The sequence below is a fragment of the Pseudomonas sp. genome (assembly GCF_050739655.1).
Taxonomy (GTDB): domain Bacteria; phylum Pseudomonadota; class Gammaproteobacteria; order Pseudomonadales; family Pseudomonadaceae; genus Aquipseudomonas.
In genome coordinates, this window is record NZ_JBOIBY010000226.1 from 1 (window position 1) to 16,244 (window position 16,244).

The 16,244-nt window shown below is 58.6% G+C and carries 16 protein-coding genes and 1 tRNA gene; 13 read left to right on the forward strand and 4 right to left on the reverse strand.

The genetic code is table 11. The features are described from left to right. Window positions 1-31 precede the first annotated feature (31 nt). Entirely contained in the window at window positions 32-190 is a 159-nt protein-coding gene (locus ACRESJ_RS11180) for a hypothetical protein (protein WP_431757952.1), read from the reverse strand. 59 nt (window positions 191-249) lie between these two features. Between ACRESJ_RS11180 and ACRESJ_RS11185 the strand changes: the two genes are divergently transcribed. The 7 genes from ACRESJ_RS11185 to ACRESJ_RS11215 all read left to right on the forward strand — a co-directional run bounded on the left by ACRESJ_RS11185 (window position 250) and on the right by ACRESJ_RS11215 (window position 5,268). Then, window positions 250-813, forward strand: coding sequence for a YbhB/YbcL family Raf kinase inhibitor-like protein (locus ACRESJ_RS11185; RefSeq protein WP_431757953.1), 564 nt, complete (start codon window positions 250-252; stop codon window positions 811-813). Between the two features lie 87 nt (window positions 814-900). Then, window positions 901-2,601, forward strand: coding sequence for a vWA domain-containing protein (locus ACRESJ_RS11190; protein WP_431757954.1), 1,701 nt, complete (start codon window positions 901-903; stop codon window positions 2,599-2,601). Between the two features lie 29 nt (window positions 2,602-2,630). Continuing rightward, a complete protein-coding gene (locus ACRESJ_RS11195; RefSeq protein ID WP_431757966.1) occupies window positions 2,631-3,212 on the forward strand; it encodes an RNA polymerase sigma factor in 582 nt (193 codons plus the stop codon). Beyond that, window positions 3,209-3,817, forward strand: coding sequence for a hypothetical protein (locus tag ACRESJ_RS11200; RefSeq protein ID WP_431757955.1), 609 nt, complete (start codon window positions 3,209-3,211; stop codon window positions 3,815-3,817). Before ACRESJ_RS11195 ends, ACRESJ_RS11200 begins: the two co-directional genes overlap by 4 nt. Window positions 3,818-3,836: 19 nt before the next feature. After that, window positions 3,837-4,103, forward strand: coding sequence for a hypothetical protein (locus ACRESJ_RS11205; protein ID WP_431757956.1), 267 nt, complete (start codon window positions 3,837-3,839; stop codon window positions 4,101-4,103). A gap of 560 nt (window positions 4,104-4,663) precedes the next feature. Further along, window positions 4,664-4,963 carry a type II toxin-antitoxin system Phd/YefM family antitoxin gene (locus ACRESJ_RS11210; protein WP_431757957.1) on the forward strand — a complete coding sequence of 100 codons (300 nt, stop codon included), beginning with the start codon at window positions 4,664-4,666 and terminating at the stop codon, window positions 4,961-4,963. After that, entirely contained in the window at window positions 4,960-5,268 is a 309-nt protein-coding gene (locus tag ACRESJ_RS11215; RefSeq protein WP_431757958.1) for a type II toxin-antitoxin system RelE/ParE family toxin, read from the forward strand. Before ACRESJ_RS11210 ends, ACRESJ_RS11215 begins: the two co-directional genes overlap by 4 nt. Window positions 5,269-5,337: 69 nt before the next feature. On the opposite strand, the gene ACRESJ_RS11220 is transcribed toward ACRESJ_RS11215, so the two are convergent. After that, window positions 5,338-5,414 (reverse strand) — tRNA-Arg (locus ACRESJ_RS11220). 349 nt (window positions 5,415-5,763) lie between these two features. On the opposite strand from ACRESJ_RS11220, the gene gabD reads away from it, so the two are divergent. The 3 genes from gabD (at window position 5,764) to ACRESJ_RS11235 (ending at window position 10,022) form a co-directional block, all read left to right on the forward strand. Next, a complete protein-coding gene (gene gabD / locus ACRESJ_RS11225) occupies window positions 5,764-7,206 on the forward strand; it encodes an NADP-dependent succinate-semialdehyde dehydrogenase (RefSeq protein ID WP_431757959.1) in 1,443 nt (480 codons plus the stop codon). A gap of 187 nt (window positions 7,207-7,393) precedes the next feature. Next, window positions 7,394-8,671 (forward strand): 4-aminobutyrate--2-oxoglutarate transaminase, encoded by a 1,278-nt coding sequence (gene gabT, locus ACRESJ_RS11230; protein WP_431757960.1) that lies wholly within the window; start codon window positions 7,394-7,396, stop codon window positions 8,669-8,671. Window positions 8,672-8,807: 136 nt separating this feature from the next. Beyond that, a complete protein-coding gene (locus ACRESJ_RS11235) occupies window positions 8,808-10,022 on the forward strand; it encodes an HDOD domain-containing protein (RefSeq protein WP_431757961.1) in 1,215 nt (404 codons plus the stop codon). Between the two features lie 113 nt (window positions 10,023-10,135). On the opposite strand, the gene ACRESJ_RS11240 is transcribed toward ACRESJ_RS11235, so the two are convergent. Together ACRESJ_RS11240 and desA are read right to left on the reverse strand one after the other, a co-directional pair. Further along, window positions 10,136-11,125 carry a GGDEF domain-containing protein gene (locus ACRESJ_RS11240; RefSeq protein WP_431757962.1) on the reverse strand — a complete coding sequence of 330 codons (990 nt, stop codon included), beginning with the start codon at window positions 11,123-11,125 and terminating at the stop codon, window positions 10,136-10,138. A 150-nt stretch (window positions 11,126-11,275) separates the two neighbouring features. Beyond that, window positions 11,276-12,460, reverse strand: coding sequence for a delta-9 fatty acid desaturase DesA (gene desA, locus ACRESJ_RS11245; protein WP_431757963.1), 1,185 nt, complete (start codon window positions 12,458-12,460; stop codon window positions 11,276-11,278). A 146-nt stretch (window positions 12,461-12,606) separates the two neighbouring features. Between desA and dibA the strand changes: the two genes are divergently transcribed. The 3 genes from dibA to ACRESJ_RS11260 all read left to right on the forward strand — a co-directional run bounded on the left by dibA (window position 12,607) and on the right by ACRESJ_RS11260 (window position 16,111). After that, window positions 12,607-14,508, forward strand: a complete 1,902-nt coding sequence (dibA, locus tag ACRESJ_RS11250; RefSeq protein ID WP_431757964.1) for a phosphodiesterase DibA — start codon at window positions 12,607-12,609, stop codon at window positions 14,506-14,508. 326 nt (window positions 14,509-14,834) lie between these two features. Next, entirely contained in the window at window positions 14,835-15,017 is a 183-nt protein-coding gene (oscA, locus tag ACRESJ_RS11255; RefSeq protein WP_007975618.1) for a sulfur starvation response protein OscA, read from the forward strand. Between the two features lie 80 nt (window positions 15,018-15,097). Next, on the forward strand, window positions 15,098-16,111 hold the full coding sequence (locus ACRESJ_RS11260) for a sulfate ABC transporter substrate-binding protein (protein WP_431757965.1): 1,014 nt from the start codon (window positions 15,098-15,100) through the stop codon (window positions 16,109-16,111). Window positions 16,112-16,244 lie beyond the last annotated feature (133 nt).

Sequence of the window (16,244 nt, forward strand, 5' to 3'; positions counted from 1 at the left end):
GCCTTCGGCAGCTCCTACACAGGTAGCGTCCTCACACTACCACCGCCATGGCCAGCAAGCCGGCTCCTACAGTTTTGTGTCGTACCCAGCCATCACCCAACACCCGCAAACCGTAGATGTCGAAGGCAGCGCCATGGTCGCGGGGCCAGCACCGATCAAAAAGTTCATCCAAATCCCACTGCCAAGCCATGAACCGTCCAGCTATAGTTTGCACGCCGACGACGGCCCAACACGCACAAGGTGCTCCGGATGACCCGATTGACCTCATTGAACCCTTGGCTGGCGGCTTTGGCAGTCGCCCTTTGCGTGCAATTGCCGGCACATGCCGCCCAGGAGCGTTTCACCCTGAACATCCCGGGCGTGTCGGATGACCGCCTGTTCACCTCGGCCGCCGCCAGCGATGCAGCCGGTTGCGGCGGTCACAACGTTTCCCCGGCTCTGGCCTGGAACGCCGGCCCCGCGGGCACCCTCAGCTACGCCATCGTCATGCACGACCCGGACGGCCAGAAAGGGCAGGGCTCCGATCATTGGGTGCATTACGGCATCAAGGCCAGTACCCATCAGATCCCGGCCGGTGTCGGTGCCAAATCCGCGTTTGAAGGCGTGGGCGGCACGAACACAAAAGGCACTACCGGTTACATCGGTCCTTGCCCACCCGTCGGCGACAGCGCACACCACTACATCATCCAGCTCTATGCCCTGGACCTGGCGCCGGATGCCTTGCCCGCCGGCCTGACCCGTGCGCAGTTCCTGGAAAAAATCAAAGGCCACGTGCTGAAAAGCAGCAGCGTAGTGCGGCGTTATCACCGCTGAAATTTTTTCAAAACGGTTTAACCCCAATTCGCAGGGCTGCCCGTCTCAAAGGATGAATGGATCAATTTCATCCTGAGGTCAGCCCCCATGTCTCTTCCTCTGCATTTTCTCCGTCCGGCCGCCCAGGGTTTCGCAGCCGGTTTGCTGCTGGCCGTTGCCGGTTGCGGTGTTTCGTCAAATCCCGAGTCAGCTGCGGTGCAGCCACCGGCTCAAACTGAACTGAAAACCGAATCGCCGGTGCGTGAATCCGTGATGGCGGACAGTGCGATGGCCAAGCGTGCGGCGCCCTTGGCCAGTTTAGCGCCGATGCCGGCCGGTGAAGCTTATCCACAGGGCTATCGCGACGAGCAGCGGGAGACCTACCAAACCCTTGTGGATAACCCTATCCACAGTGTCGCCGAAGCACCTGTCTCGACCTTCAGCGCCGACGTCGATACCGGCGCGTACGCCAATGTCCGCCGTTTGCTCAATCAGGGGCGTCTGCCACCGGAAGGCGCGGTGCGGCTCGAGGAAATGGTCAATTACTTCCCATACGACTACGCGTTGCCCACCGATGGCTCGCCCTTCGGCGTAACCACTGAACTGGCTGCAACACCCTGGAACCCACATACCCGGTTGCTGCGCATCGGCATCAAGGCCTCGGACCGCGCGGTCGCGGAACTGGCGCCTGCGAACCTGGTGTTTCTGGTGGACGTGTCCGGCTCGATGGACCGTCGCGAGGGCCTGCCACTGGTCAAGAGCACGCTGAAATTGCTGGTCGATCAATTGCGTGAGCAGGATCGTGTTTCATTGGTGGTCTATGCCGGTGAATCCCGAGTCGTCTTGGAGCCCACTTCCGGACGGGAAAAAACGAAGATTCGTACAGCCATCGACCAGTTGACCGCTGGCGGCTCAACCGCCGGCGCGTCAGGTATCGAACTGGCTTATCAACAGGCGCAACAGGCGTTTATCCCCAAGGGTATTAACCGTGTGCTGCTGGCCACCGACGGAGACTTCAACGTCGGTATCAGCGACTTCGACAGCCTCAAGCAAATGGCTGTGGATAAACGCAAAACGGGTGTTTCCCTGACCACCCTGGGTTTCGGTGTGGATAACTACAATGAACAGCTGATGGAACAACTTGCCGATGCCGGCGATGGCAACTACGCCTACATCGACAACCTGCGCGAGGCGCGCAAGGTGCTGGTGGATCAGCTCGGTTCGACCCTCGCCACGGTGGCGAAGAACGTCAAGCTGCAAGTCGAATTCAACCCGGCGCAGGTCAGTGAATATCGCCTGCTGGGTTATGAAAACCGTGCGCTGAAACGTGAGGACTTTAGTAATGACAAGGTTGATGCCGGGGAAATCGGCGCAGGGCATACGGTGACGGCGTTGTACGAAATTGTACCCACGGGCGAGAAGGGCTGGTTGGAGCCGTTGCGCTACGGTAAACCGGGCGCCGGTGCCTCCGACAAGTATGGGGAATTGGCAATGCTGCGTGTGCGTTATCAGTTACCCGAAGGTGGGAATAGTCGCTTGATCGAACGCCCGATTGCTAACACGCCAGCGGGTAAAACCAGTGATGACCTGCGCTTCGCCGCAGCGGTGGCGGCGTTTTCCCAGCAGCTCAAGGATGGCCGCTACACCGGCGAATTCAGCCTCAAGGACACTGAAACACTGGCCCGTAGCGCACGGGGCGACGACCGATTCGGCCTGCGTGGCGAATTCGTGCAATTGGTGGAACTGACACAGAGCCTGCGTACCACCACCGCGTCGAATTCCACTGCCACTGAACAACGGATTGAATAGTGAACCGACTGAAGGGGTTCATCAGCCAGCTGTTTGCTTCTGCCAACAGCCTTGATACCAGCAGTGATGAGTCGCTGCTGGCCCGTTATCGCGAGGGCGACGGCGCGGCGTTCGAGATTCTGTACGCTCGCCATCGTCAAGGATTGTTCCGCTTTCTGCTGGGGCTCAGCGGCAGCGAGGAGAGGGCAGAGGAGGTGTATCAGGAAACCTGGCTGAGCCTGATTCGCAGCGGCACTCAGCCACAAGGCAGAGCGACGTTTCGTACTTGGCTTTACCAGATTGCCCGCAACCGATTGATCGATCACTGGCGCAAGCACGGCGTCCATCAACCGTTACACGACAGTTATGACGAACAAACCCACGCCCAGGCCGACGACACAGCCGATCCCGAGCAATTGCTGAGCTTCAGTCGCGACACCCAGCGCCTGGAAGCCGCGTTGCAAACCTTACCCACCGACCAGCGCGAAGTCTTCCTGCTGCGCGCCTACAGTGATCTCGACCTGCCGCAGATCGCCATCCTCACCGAAACACCGCTGGAAACGGTCAAGAGCCGCCTGCGTTACGCCCAGCAAAAACTGCGTCGGCTGCTGGCCGAGGAGGTACTGACATGACTGACGCCAAGCGAACAGACCAGGTGCTCGAACACTACCGCGAGCAAGCCACCGGCGAACCACTGGCCCACCTCGACGCCCTCATCCTGGCCGCCGCCCGCAATCAACTTCCCGCACCCAAACCAAGCCTGTGGCAACGCTGGGTTCGCGCCTGCCAACAACCGCGCTGGCAAGTGGCTTTTGCCAGCCTCGTCGGCGTCGCATTGATGCTCGCGCTGGTGCAACGTACGCCCGAGTCAGTGCCAAGCTACGACTTCGCCCCGGCCCCCAAAGCCGCCGCGCCACTGGCCAAAAAAGAAGCCGAGCCCATGTCCGCCCGATCACTCGCAGCCCCAGCCGGAGCCATGCCTGCCCCCGCAGCACCCATGGCAGAATCCGTAGCCCCGGCACAACGCGAGTCCTTCAGCGCCGACATGGCCGACGAAGCCAAAGCCAGCAAGCGCGCCGCAGCACCCGTGCAATCGCTGGATGAACAACTGCGCGAAGTCATTCACCTGCAAAAAACCGGTCAGACAAAAGCCGCTGACAAACTCCTGGCGGACCTGCACAAACGCTTCCCCGACAAAAACCTCACCCACCGACTCAAGGAACTGAAGAAAAACTGATCGCATAACCCTCGACCATTTGGCATCAAGGCCCGAAAGCGCGCACTATCGGGCCATAGTCGATGCGTTGGAGGATGCCGTGACAAAAAAAATCGACCGCATCGCCCAAATGCTCAACTGCCCCCAAAAGGGCGAGGAACTCAGGCGCGCGATTACCGAGAGTCGTAAGGATTTTCTGCTGAATCAGCCGGAGGAGGATGTTGTTGAGGACGACGACCTTGAAGAGGAGTTCTTTGAGGACGACGAGGATGATGAATACGATGAGTTTGATTGGACGACGGAGTGAAAGGCCGCTTCGGCTAATGCCGGTCAGTTAAGCGATGAAGGCCTCTGTAGGAGCGAGCTTGCTCGCGAAAATGGCTAACGATACCGCGTATTTATTTAAGTAACCGCGCCGTTTTTGAGTCTTTCGCGAGCAAGCTCGCTCTTACAATTCCCTAACTGACTGGCATTAGCCGCTTCGGCGGTTTTTTTGTGACCCAATTCATCAGTCAGCTGCTACGGGCGGCGCGCGTCCTGCCTGATCGGCATGGAGGCTTGCTGGCTGAAACATCCTGACGATTATGGGAAACAAGTAGTTAGTTGCCCATGTCTCCTCAGTCCTTATAATCGCCCCCAACAAGGCCCCTGTCGGTTGATGCGCTTCAGCGCTGAGACTGCCCAGGGGTTTTTTATAGGCTGAAATTACTGCCTTATCAGGCGCCCCCATCGGTAGTCACGGTTGTGATTGACCAAGCCGTGTTCAAAAAATAACACCCACGAAACAGCACTGGTCGGAGACAGTTGACCCTCACGCAAAGTAAGGAGCACTATTAGGTACTATTTTTAGTACCTACTGGGGGTGTCATGGAGCAGCTACTTGCGAGTCGTTCGGTCAGTATCACCGAGCTTAAGCGCAGCCCGAGCACTGTAATCGAACAAGCTGGTTCCGAGCCTGTTGCTGTGCTCAACCACAATCGTCCTGCCGCCTACCTTTTACCGCACGCGACCTATCAGCAACTGCTGGATCGGCTACAGGCTGCCGAACTTCGGGAAGCCATCGCGGCTAGCCGCAACGATCCGCGTCCGGCCATTTCTGCCGATATTGTATTTGCGGAGCTTGATGTGCTGATTGATCAGGTAGCAGCTGAGCAAAACCATCCGTGAGGCAATTGCTATTTGCTGCATTGGCACGGGACGATCTCCAGCACATCGCTCGATTCATCGCCAGAGACAATCCTGAACGGGCCCGAACGTTTGTGGGCGAGCTACGCACGCAGTGCACACGCTTGATCGAGCAACCGAATTTGGGTGTTTCAAGAGATGATTGTGCTAAGGGATTACGGATGCTTCCCCATGGCCGGTACCTGGTTTTCTACTGTTTGATGGACGACAGAATCAAAATCGAACGCGTACTGCACAGTGCGAGAGATATAAGCCGGCTGTTTGATGAAAGCAGCATTGATCATTAGGTGCCAGCTTTCAAACGCCCACAAAAAAGCCCCAGACCCAACGGGACTGAGGCTTTCTCAAAAAACGTATGGTGCACCAGGCGGGATTCGAACCCACGACCCCTGCCTTCGGAGGGCAGTACTCTATCCAGCTGAGCTACTGGTGCAGCGGGCGCCATGATACTCATATGCATGGCGGGCGTCCATGCTGCTGAATAGCCTGCGTTTTTTCGAAGCTGTAGCGCGCGTTTACTACGCTGATCAGAAAATTGAGGCAAAAGCGTCGTTTTCGTTCTTTTTTTCGAACAGCCTATTGTCCTTTACCCCCTTTGATCCTAGGATTCGTTTGAGATTTCAAACGCTCTTGTCTGGGTGCTGAACCGCGCGAATCCAATACGTGCGCTATTTATGTGCTTCAGCCCGGTGAATGATTTCCCTGACGGCAGCCTAACGAGGCGCCTTTCTACAATCATAATTTGCTCCGCATTCATTGCGGTGCTGTTAAGGAAAGCCGACATGCAGCTTAAAGACACCCAGTTGTTCCGCCAGCAAGCCTTCGTGAATGGCGCTTGGGTTGATGCGGACAATGGTCTGACGATCAAGGTCAATAACCCGGCAACGGGCGAAATTCTGGGCACCGTGCCGAAAATGGGCGCTGCCGAAACCCGTCGTGCGATCGAAGCTGCTGACAAGGCGCTGCCGGCCTGGCGTGCACTGACCGCCAAGGAACGTGCAGGCAAACTGCGTCGTTGGTTCGAACTGATGATCGAGAATCAGGACGACCTGGCTCGCCTGATGACCATGGAACAAGGCAAGCCATTGGCCGAAGCCAAGGGCGAAATCGTTTACGCCGCTTCCTTCATCGAGTGGTTCGCCGAAGAAGCCAAGCGCATCTACGGTGACGTGATTCCGGGCCACCAGCCAGACAAGCGCCTGATCGTGATCAAGCAGCCAATCGGCGTGACCGCTGCCATCACCCCGTGGAACTTCCCTGCCGCGATGATCACCCGTAAAGCCGGCCCGGCCTTGGCCGCCGGTTGCACCATGGTGCTCAAGCCTGCTTCGCAAACTCCGTTCTCCGCTCTGGCCCTGGCTGAATTGGCCCAGCGTGCCGGCATCCCGGCTGGCGTGTTCAGCGTTGTGACCGGCAGCGCCGGCGACATCGGCAGCGAGCTGACCAGCAACCCGATCGTACGTAAATTGTCCTTCACCGGTTCGACCGAAATCGGTCGTCAACTGATGTCGGAATGCGCCAAGGACATCAAGAAAGTGTCCCTGGAACTGGGCGGCAACGCTCCGTTCATCGTGTTCGACGACGCCGACCTGGATAAGGCCGTCGAAGGCGCGATCATTTCCAAGTACCGCAACAACGGCCAGACCTGCGTCTGCGCTAACCGCCTGTACATTCAGGACGGCGTTTACGATGTATTCGCCGAGAAGCTGAAAGCCGCTGTGGCCAAATTGAAGATCGGTAACGGTCTGGAAGATGGCACCACCACTGGCCCGCTGATCGACGAAAAAGCCGTGGCCAAGGTGCAAGAACACATCGCCGACGCCGTCAGCAAAGGCGCGACCGTACTGTCGGGTGGCAAGCCGATGGAAGGCAACTTCTTCGAGCCGACCATCCTGACCAACGTCCCGAACAACGCTGCTGTGGCCAAGGAAGAAACCTTCGGTCCATTGGCGCCGCTGTTCCGTTTCAAAGACGAAGCCGATGTGATCGCGATGTCCAACGACACCGAGTTCGGCCTGGCCTCGTACTTCTACGCTCGTGATTTGGGCCGTGTGTTCCGTGTGGCTGAAGCCCTGGAATACGGCATGGTTGGCGTCAACACCGGTCTGATCTCCAACGAAGTCGCGCCGTTCGGCGGCATCAAGGCTTCGGGCCTGGGCCGTGAAGGTTCCAAGTACGGCATCGAAGATTATCTGGAAATCAAATACCTCTGCCTGGGCATCTAAGTCCACTGGCAGGGCATAGCTTCAAGCGCAAAGGGCACGAGAGCGCTGCCCCTTTGTGCCGCTTCAAACGGAATTTTCTCGGTGACCGGGAACGCTGTGGCAGTCGATCATCGCATGCTGCTGCCGTTGTTCCCCGTCGCTTAATCCTTGAACAACGCCGACCGATGAGCGGCGAATGAGGAATGTAATGAGCAAGACTAACGCTGATTTGATGGCCCGCCGTGTAGCCGCTGTTCCACGTGGTGTTGGCCAGATCCACCCGATTTTCGCCGAGTCCGCGAAGAACGCTACCGTGACCGACGTTGAAGGTCGTGAATTCATCGACTTCGCCGGCGGTATCGCTGTACTGAACACCGGCCACGTGCACCCGAAAATCATCGCCGCCGTGACCGAGCAGCTGAACAAGCTGACCCACACCTGCTTCCAGGTACTGGCCTACGAACCGTACGTAGAAGTGTGCGAAAAAATCAACGCCAAGATCCCAGGTGATTTCGCCAAGAAAACCCTGCTGGTCACCACCGGTTCCGAAGCCGTAGAAAACGCCGTGAAGATCGCCCGTGCCGCCACTGGCCGTGCTGGTGTCATCGCTTTCACCGGCGCTTACCACGGTCGCACCATGATGACCCTGGGCCTGACCGGTAAAGTCGTCCCTTACTCGGCCGGCATGGGCCTGATGCCAGGCGGCGTGTTCCGCGCTCTGTACCCGAACGAACTGCACGGCGTGAGCATCGACGATTCGATCGCCAGCATCGAGCGCATCTTCAAGAACGACGCCGAGCCGCGTGACATCGCTGCCATCATCATCGAGCCGGTTCAGGGCGAAGGTGGTTTCTACGTCGCTCCTAAAGAATTCATGAAGCGCCTGCGTGCCCTGTGCGACCAGCACGGCATCCTTCTGATCGCTGACGAAGTACAGACTGGCGCTGGCCGTACCGGCACCTTCTTCGCCATGGAACAGATGGGCGTTGCTGCCGACCTGACCACTTTCGCCAAATCCATCGCTGGCGGCTTCCCGTTGGCCGGTGTGTGCGGCAAGGCCGAATACATGGACGCCATCGCTCCAGGCGGCCTGGGTGGCACCTACGCTGGTAGCCCGATTGCTTGCGCAGCTGCCCTGGCGGTGATGGAAGTGTTCGAAGAAGAGCACTTGCTGGACCGCTGCAAGGCTGTTGGCGAGCGTCTGGTGACTGGCCTGAAGGCTATCCAGGCTAAGTATCCGGTGATCGGCGAAGTGCGTGCCCTGGGCGCGATGATCGCGGTCGAGCTGTTCGAAAACGGCGACAGCCACAAGCCGAACGCTGCAGCTGTAGCCTCCGTTGTGGCCAAGGCTCGCGACAAGGGCCTGATCCTGCTGTCCTGCGGCACCTACGGCAACGTTCTGCGCGTCCTGGTACCGCTGACTTCGCCGGACGAGCAACTGGACAAAGGTCTGGCGATCATCGAAGAGTGCTTCTCTGAGCTCTGATCACCGAGTGTGATCTGGTTCACAAAAAACCCGCTTCGGCGGGTTTTTTCATGCCTGCTAAAACGCATTCGACGCTATTTCACTGTATCGAAAGGCCCGCATTGGCTAAGGTTTGCGCATTGCCAGGGAGAGCTGTATGACCGTCGTCAATTTACCCGCCGTTCCACGAGTATTGATTGCCGAGGCCGACCCCTGGTCGCGGGATCTGCTCAAGGAAGTTCTATTGAGCGTACGCTGCGACGCGCGGTTGGACCTTTGCGCCAATGGTCAGCAGGCGCTGGAATTACTGGCGAAAAATCCTTATGACCTGGTGATCGCGGACTGGGAATTGCCCGGCGTCGATGGCCTGAATGTCTTGCGCAGTGTTCGTCAGCGCAAACGCAATCCACCCTTGCCCTTCATCCTGATGAGCAGCCGCAACGACAGCGCGAGCGTGCGCGAAGCATTACCACTCGCACCCACCGCGTATCTCACCAAACCGCTGAACATGGAAAGCCTGACCCATCGTCTGCAGGATTTGCTGGTGAACGCCGGTCAAGAAGTGACATGCGAAGTGCCGACACTGGCGCCGGGCATGACCTTATCGGTGTTCCTGGAGCGTCGTCGTGAACTGGCCGAGGGTGCGCCGTTGATGACCGACGTGCAGCTGGCGGTCAAGCGTAGTCTCAATCCCGACGGTCTCGATCTGACGGTGCTGGAAGATGAGATCCGCACTGATCCGCAGGTGACGGCCGTGCTCATTGCTGCCGCCAACAGCGCGGCCCAGCACCATGGTGCAGCCGTGCAGACCCTGTCCCAGGCGCTGCACCGATTGGGCACCGGGCAAAGCATGAACCTGATTCTGGGGCTGACCCTCAAGCGCAGCGCCCGGCTCAGCGATCCGTTTCTGGCGGACTATGCCGAGCGATATTGGGATTTGTCGCTGCACACGGCTGAATATGCGCGAACGCTGGCGCGCTTGCTCGATATTGACCAGTCCCGCTGTTACTGCGCCGGCATGCTGCATCGCCTGGGTGATTTGGCGTTACTGCGTTGTTTGCAGGAATGGAAACAGGCCGGCGGCAAACTGGAGGAACAGGAAGCGATTGGTGAGGCGCTTGCCGAATTCGGCGCGGCCTACGGTTCGGCGTTGCGTACGCGCTGGCGGCTGCCGCTGGAGCTGCGACAACTGATTGCAGCGGTCTACCAGCTCGGTGGCGGGGTTTACTCGCGCGAAGCGCTGGTGATGAACATGGCGGCGCAGCTGGCGCGGTTGCCTGGGCATGAGGGCGTGGAGGAACTGGCCAACAGCCGGACGGCGCGACTGCTCAAGATCGGTTTGCCGGAGCTGATGCGGATGCGCAAGAAGTAGCGCCCAGGATCCTTTGTAGGAGCTGCCGAAGGCTGCGATCTTTTGATCTTGCCCTTAAAAATCAAAAGATCGCAGCCTCGTTGCACTCGACAGCTCCTACAGGGAGCGATGCGTCAGTCGGTAACGATCCGGTTCTTGCCCTCTCGCTTGGCCCGATACATCGCGGCGTCCGCACGGGCAAACAGGCTGTCGATGCTTTCGTCTTCGGCGGTGAGGCTGGTCAGGCCCTGGCTGACCGTGATGCCAAATGTCTGGCCGTCATGGTTGAAGCTCAAGCGCTGGATCTGCCGTTGCAGGCGTTCGGCCACTTGCAGGGCCATCTCCGGGGTACAGCCGGGGAAAACCGCCGCGAACTCCTCACCGCCAATGCGCCCGAACAGATCACCACGTCGCAGTGCCGCGCGGCCGCTGTCGGCGATGTGCTGCAGCACGTTGTCGCCTTCCTGGTGACCATAGGTGTCGTTGATCACTTTGAAGTCATCGATGTCCAGCATCAGGAACGACAGCGGTTCGCCCTTTTGTCGCGCCTGTTCGAATTCTTCGTGAGCGCCATCGAAAAAGTGCCGGCGGTTGCTGCTCTGGGTCAGGGCATCGGTGGTGGCCAGGCGTTGCAGCTCGGCTTCCAGCTGCTTTTTGTCGGTAATGTCTTCGGCGATACCAACAATGATCACCGGCTGGCCTGGCTCAGGCTGACGGTTGATAAAGCATTTGTCGCTGAGCCAGCGCACTTGGCCGTCGGCGTCGATGATCCGGTATTCGCGGTCTTCAACAGCACCTTTTTCCAGCACCTGCGCCAGGCTACGCTCGGCGTATTCCAAATCGTCGGGGTGGATGCTGTCGCGCCACTGGTTACAGTCGGATAGCAGCAGGTCGGGGCTGCGACCGAAAATCCGTTCGTAGGCGGGGCTGACATACAGCACCTGACGGGTTTCCCAGTCGAGTGCCCACAGTACTGCATTGACGCTCACCAGCAGGGTGCTGAACAGCTGTTCGCGTTCGCTCAGTCGCGCCACTTCACCCTGGGCGCGCATCAGCGCCAGCAGGGTTTGGGCGGCCTCGGGCCACTGCGGTGGAGATGGGTCTTTCAGGTTGTTATTGACCATCGGCACAAATCTCAAAAGGCGTGCGCCAGCCCGGGATTGATAGCGGCCACAATGAAGCCTGCCTGGGTGGCGAAGTCATTTTGAGATAGGGGATTTGAAGCGAAGTTCCGGAAGGTGCGCCCAAGAAGCGGGGCGCACCGATCAACGGTGTCAGGCGGCGTTAGGGCGCAGGGAGTAGGTTTTCAACTGATCGGCGAAGTCACGCAAGGATTGAATCCCGCTGGCTTCGGCTTCGTGTACCCAGTCCTTGATGGCGGCCAGCATGTCGTGACCATTTGAGCTGGTCTTGACCCAGATCTGCTGCAGGGCGAGCCGTTTCTCGTAAATTACCTTCAACGCCTGACTGTGCTCGAGCATGTTCTGGATGCGCATGTGATGCTTTTCATCCAGCAGACTGGTTTCCCGCGAAAGCAGGCGTTTGGCCCGGTGGAATTGATGGCGGACCGAGTGATCGACCTTTTCCAGCTCTTGCTTGACCAGTGGGCCGATCACCAATTTGCGGTACTGGGCCATGATCTGGAAGCGGTTGTTGAGGATTGCCATGGCAGTGTCCATGTCCAGATTGCCCTTGCCTTCGACGCGATGGGCGATTGGCGCGACTCGCTGAACCTTGGCCAGGCGCAGGAAGCTGAACACTTGAATCCAGGCCCAGCCCAGATCGAATTCCCACTTTTTCACCGACAATTTTGCCGAATTAGGGTAGGTGTGATGGTTGTTGTGCAGCTCTTCACCGCCGATCAGGATGCCCCAGGGCACCAGGTTGGTCGCCGCATCGCGGCATTCGAAGTTACGGTAGCCGATGGCATGGCCCAGGCCATTGACCACACCGGCGGCCCACACCGGAATCCACATCATCTGGATGGCCCAGATGGTGATACCGATGGTGCCGAACAGCAGCAGGTCGATGACGCCCATGATCGCCACGCCCAGCAGCGGGAAGCGGGTATAGAGGTTGCGTTCGATCCAGTCATCCGGGCAGTTCTTGCCGTAGATGCGCAGGGTCTCTGGGTTTTCCGCTTCGGCTCGGTACAGCTCGGCACCTTTGCGCAAGACGGTGGACAACCCCTTGATGACCGGGCTGTGCGGGTCATCTTCGGTTTCGCATTTGGCGTGGTGCTTGCGGTGGATAGCCGTCCACTCACGGGTGTTCTGGGCGGTGGTCAGCCACAGCCAAAAGCGGAAGAAATGTTTCAGGCCAGCATTCAGCTCAAGCGAGCGATGGGCTGAATAACGGTGTAGATAGACCGTGACGCCGATGATCGTCACGTGGGTCATCAGCAAGGTGACTGCCACCAGCGACCAGGGTGACAAGCCGAGAAAACCTTCGTACCACATAGGCTATAGGGCCCTCGATAAAGAAAAAACAGCCGATGCATTATCACCAAGCCCACAGAGAAAACCAGTCGCCCTTTCAGATAAGAGTGGCTGGATGTGTCTTTGACTTATAATCCCGCTATTTATGTAGGGACATGGACAGTCTTATGCCTGCCAGCTATCGCGATGCCTTGCGCGCAGCGCTGCTTTACCTGTTGCTTTCTGTGGTCTGGCTGCAGCTCAGTGACTCTTTATTGAACCGTTTCTTCGATGACTCGGTCGAGCGTTTGCGATGGCAACTGATCAACGGTTATGCATGGGTGGTGTTGAGCGCCGGATTAATCTTTTTCGCCCGTGCCCGGCTGTTTCGTTGCCTTGGCATCGGCGCCAAATTGCGAGAACGCAGCGAAGACCGAGAGCGTTTGCGTCAGGCGGCCGCAGTGTTTGATTGCACCCGCGAGGGTGTGTTGGTCACCAATTGCGAGGGCCTGATTGTCCACGTCAATCGGGCATTCATGGAGATCACCGGCTATCAACGCGACGAAGTGCTGGGGCAACGACCCAGCCTTTTCAAATCCGGGCGTCATTCGGCGGATTTCTATCAGGCGATGTTCGCCACGCTCGACAACTTGGGCGAATGGAGCGGGGAGATCTGGAATCGTCGCAAAAGCGGGGAGGTCTACCCGCAATGGCAGACCATACGCATGATTCACGATGAGCAGGGGCGGCGCAGTCATTACGTGGCGGTGTTTTCCGACATCAGTGCGATCAAGAATTCCGAACATGAACTGGTGCACTTGGCGCACCACGATCCGCTGACCGATCTGCCCAATCGCCTGCTGATCACCGATCGCGTCGAGCAGGCCCTTACGTCGGCGCAGCTCAACAAGCGTGGCTGTGCGTTGCTGATGGTCGACCTGGACCATTTCAAGATGATCAACGACAGTCTCGGGCACTCCATCGGTGACCAGTTGCTCAAAGCCGTGGCGGAGCGCTTGAAGGCGATATTCGGTCCTGGCATCACACTGGCGCGGTTGGGTGGCGATGAATTTGCCGTGCTGGCCGAGAGCTGTCCGCATTTGGTGCAGGCTGCGGCGCTGGCCCAGCGCATCATCGATGGTCTCAAGGAGCCGTTCTCTATTGATGGGCATCAGCTGTTCATCAACACCAGCATCGGTATCAGCCTCTTCCCCAGCGATGCCTTGAGCGCCGAGCAGTTGCTGCGCAATGCCGATTCCGCGCTGTTCAAGGCCAAGAGCGCTGGCCGCAATGGTTACGCGCTCTACACCGAGGAGTTGACCGCCCATGCCCGGCGGCGGGTTGAACTGTCCTTCGAGTTGCGACGTGCGCTGGAGCAGCAGCAACTGCGGGTTCATTACCAGCCGGTTCACAATCTCCAGACCAGCCGAATGATCGGCGTCGAGGCGCTGGTGCGCTGGGAGCATCCGCAGCGGGGCCTGGTGTCGCCGGCAGAGTTTATTCCCGTCGCCGAGCGAACCGGACTGATTGCCGAAATCGACGCGTGGGTCATGCGCCAGGCGTGTCAGCAAATGTGCCAATGGCGGCAGGCTGGCATGGCGTTGTCGTTTGTCGCGGTGAATGTCTCACCGCGATTGTTTGCCCGTCGTGAGCTGTACCAGCAAGTGGCGCAGGTGCTGCATGAGACCGGTTTGGACCCGGCCTGCCTGGAGCTTGAGGTCACGGAAAGCGCGGTGATGGAGGACCCTGAAGTCGCGCTGGAGCAAATGCATCGCCTGCGAGAGTTGGGCGTGCGGCTGGCCATCGATGATTTCGGCACCGGCTACTCGTCGTTGCTGCGGCTCAAGCGCTTGCCGGTGCAGAAGCTCAAGATCGACCAGGGCTTCGTTGCCGGGCTGCCTTGTGATGAGGACGACGCTGCCATTGTGCGGGTCATCATCGCGCTGGCGCAGAGCATGGGCATGCAGGTGCAGGCTGAAGGGATCGAGCAGGCCGAGCAGGCGGCATTTTTGCTCGAGCAGGGAAGTCACCTAGGGCAGGGCTACTGGTTTGGGCGGCCGGTGCCGGCCGGGCAACTGGAACTGCCTTAACCCCGAAAAGATCGCAGCCTTCGGCAGCTCCTACACAGGTACGCAAGCCCCCTGTAGCCAGCCATTTCTTGAACGGCTAAAAGATCGCAGCCTGCGGCAGCTCCTACAGGGTACGCATCCCGTGTAGGAGCTGCCGAAGGCTGCGATCTATTGATCTTCTAACCCACATCCCCCCGCAAACCCTCGCCCCATCAAATAATGTCTTCTGGTTATATAAACATTCTTAAATAGTATTTTTAAGAATATCTGCGCCTCTCTACTATTGGTTTCAAGCCGCAAGCAGTGCCCTCACTGCCGGGCAACCACTCAGTCGAAGGAGCAGCACCATGAGCGCATCTCTGCGTAGCGTTGACGGCCAGGACGAAGCAACCATCCTGCGTGAAATCCAGAGTGCACTGCGCGACCTGCGCTTTGGTGCAGTGGAAATCACCGTGCACAACGCCCAAGTGGTCCAGATCGAACGCAAAGAAAAATTCCGTTTGCAGCAGCCAGGTAACAAACCGGGCTGAAGCGCCCGTTGAACCGACACCGCGATTCCAGAAATCCATAAGAACTAGCCAACACAAATAGAATTCCAGGAGCTTTCACCATGTCGTCGATTCGCCATTTCGCTTTGGCCGCCCTGGCCAGTGCCCTGTTTGCCGGTTCCGCGGTTGCCAAGGACTACGAATTGCTCAACGTGTCGTACGACCCGACCCGTGAGCTGTATCAGGATTACAACGCCGAGTTCGTCAATTTCTGGAAGAAAAGCAATCCTGGCGACAGCGTGAAAATCCAGCAGTCCCACGGTGGTTCGGGCAAGCAGGGCCGGGCGGTGATCGATGGCCTTCGTGCCGACGTGGTGACCCTGGCGCTGGCCGGTGACATCGACGAAATCGCCAAGCTGGGCAAGACCTTGCCGGCTGACTGGCAGAAGCGTCTGCCGGAAGCGAGCACCCCATACACCTCGACCATCGTGTTTCTGGTGCGCAAGGGCAACCCAAAAGGCATCAAGGACTGGGGCGACCTGGTCAAGAACGATGTGTCGGTGATCACGCCGAACCCGAAAACCTCTGGCGGTGCGCGCTGGAACTTCCTCGCCGCATGGGCTTACGGCCTGAAAGCCAACGGCGGTGACGAAGCCAAGGCCAAGGAATACGTGCAGACCCTGTTCAAGCACGTGCCAGTGCTGGATACCGGTGCTCGCGGTTCGACCATCACCTTCGTCAACAACGGTCAGGGCGACGTGCTGTTGGCCTGGGAAAACGAAGCGTTCCTGGCGCTGAAGGAAGATGGCGGCGCTGACAAGTTCGACATCGTCGTGCCTTCGCTGTCGATCCTCGCCGAACCGCCAGTGGCCGTGGTCGACAAGAACGCCGAGAAGAAGGGCAACGAGCAAATCGCCGAAGCCTACCTCAAACATCTGTACAGCCCGGCCGGCCAGGAAATCGCGGCGAAAAACTTCTATCGTCCACGTGACAAGGATGTCGCCGCCAAATACGTCAACCAGTTCCCGAAACTGGAGCTGGTGACTATCGACAAGGACTTCGGCGGCTGGAAAACCGCGCAGCCGAAATTCTTCAATGACGGCGGCGTGTTCGACCAGATCTACCAGGCGCAGTAATCTTAAATGGCCACTAATGCGCTTCCATGAGGCGCATTAGAAAAATGTGGGAGCGGGCTTGCTCGCGAAGGCGGAGTGTCAGTCGATAGGGATGTTGCTGACCCACCGCTTTCGCGAGCAAGCCCGCTCCCAC

Coding starts and splice junctions, on each gene's coding strand:
- ACRESJ_RS11180 (WP_431757952.1), bottom strand. CDS start 190: ATGGCTTGGCAGTGGGATTTGGATGAACTTTTTGATCGGTGCTGGCCC.
- ACRESJ_RS11185 (WP_431757953.1), top strand. CDS start 250: ATGACCCGATTGACCTCATTGAACCCTTGGCTGGCGGCTTTGGCAGTC.
- ACRESJ_RS11190 (WP_431757954.1), top strand. CDS start 901: ATGTCTCTTCCTCTGCATTTTCTCCGTCCGGCCGCCCAGGGTTTCGCA.
- ACRESJ_RS11200 (WP_431757955.1), top strand. CDS start 3,209: ATGACTGACGCCAAGCGAACAGACCAGGTGCTCGAACACTACCGCGAG.
- ACRESJ_RS11210 (WP_431757957.1), top strand. CDS start 4,664: ATGGAGCAGCTACTTGCGAGTCGTTCGGTCAGTATCACCGAGCTTAAG.
- gabD (WP_431757959.1), top strand. CDS start 5,764: ATGCAGCTTAAAGACACCCAGTTGTTCCGCCAGCAAGCCTTCGTGAAT.
- gabT (WP_431757960.1), top strand. CDS start 7,394: ATGAGCAAGACTAACGCTGATTTGATGGCCCGCCGTGTAGCCGCTGTT.
- ACRESJ_RS11235 (WP_431757961.1), top strand. CDS start 8,808: ATGACCGTCGTCAATTTACCCGCCGTTCCACGAGTATTGATTGCCGAG.
- ACRESJ_RS11240 (WP_431757962.1), bottom strand. CDS start 11,125: ATGGTCAATAACAACCTGAAAGACCCATCTCCACCGCAGTGGCCCGAG.
- desA (WP_431757963.1), bottom strand. CDS start 12,460: ATGTGGTACGAAGGTTTTCTCGGCTTGTCACCCTGGTCGCTGGTGGCA.
- dibA (WP_431757964.1), top strand. CDS start 12,607: ATGCCTGCCAGCTATCGCGATGCCTTGCGCGCAGCGCTGCTTTACCTG.
- oscA (WP_007975618.1), top strand. CDS start 14,835: ATGAGCGCATCTCTGCGTAGCGTTGACGGCCAGGACGAAGCAACCATC.
- ACRESJ_RS11260 (WP_431757965.1), top strand. CDS start 15,098: ATGTCGTCGATTCGCCATTTCGCTTTGGCCGCCCTGGCCAGTGCCCTG.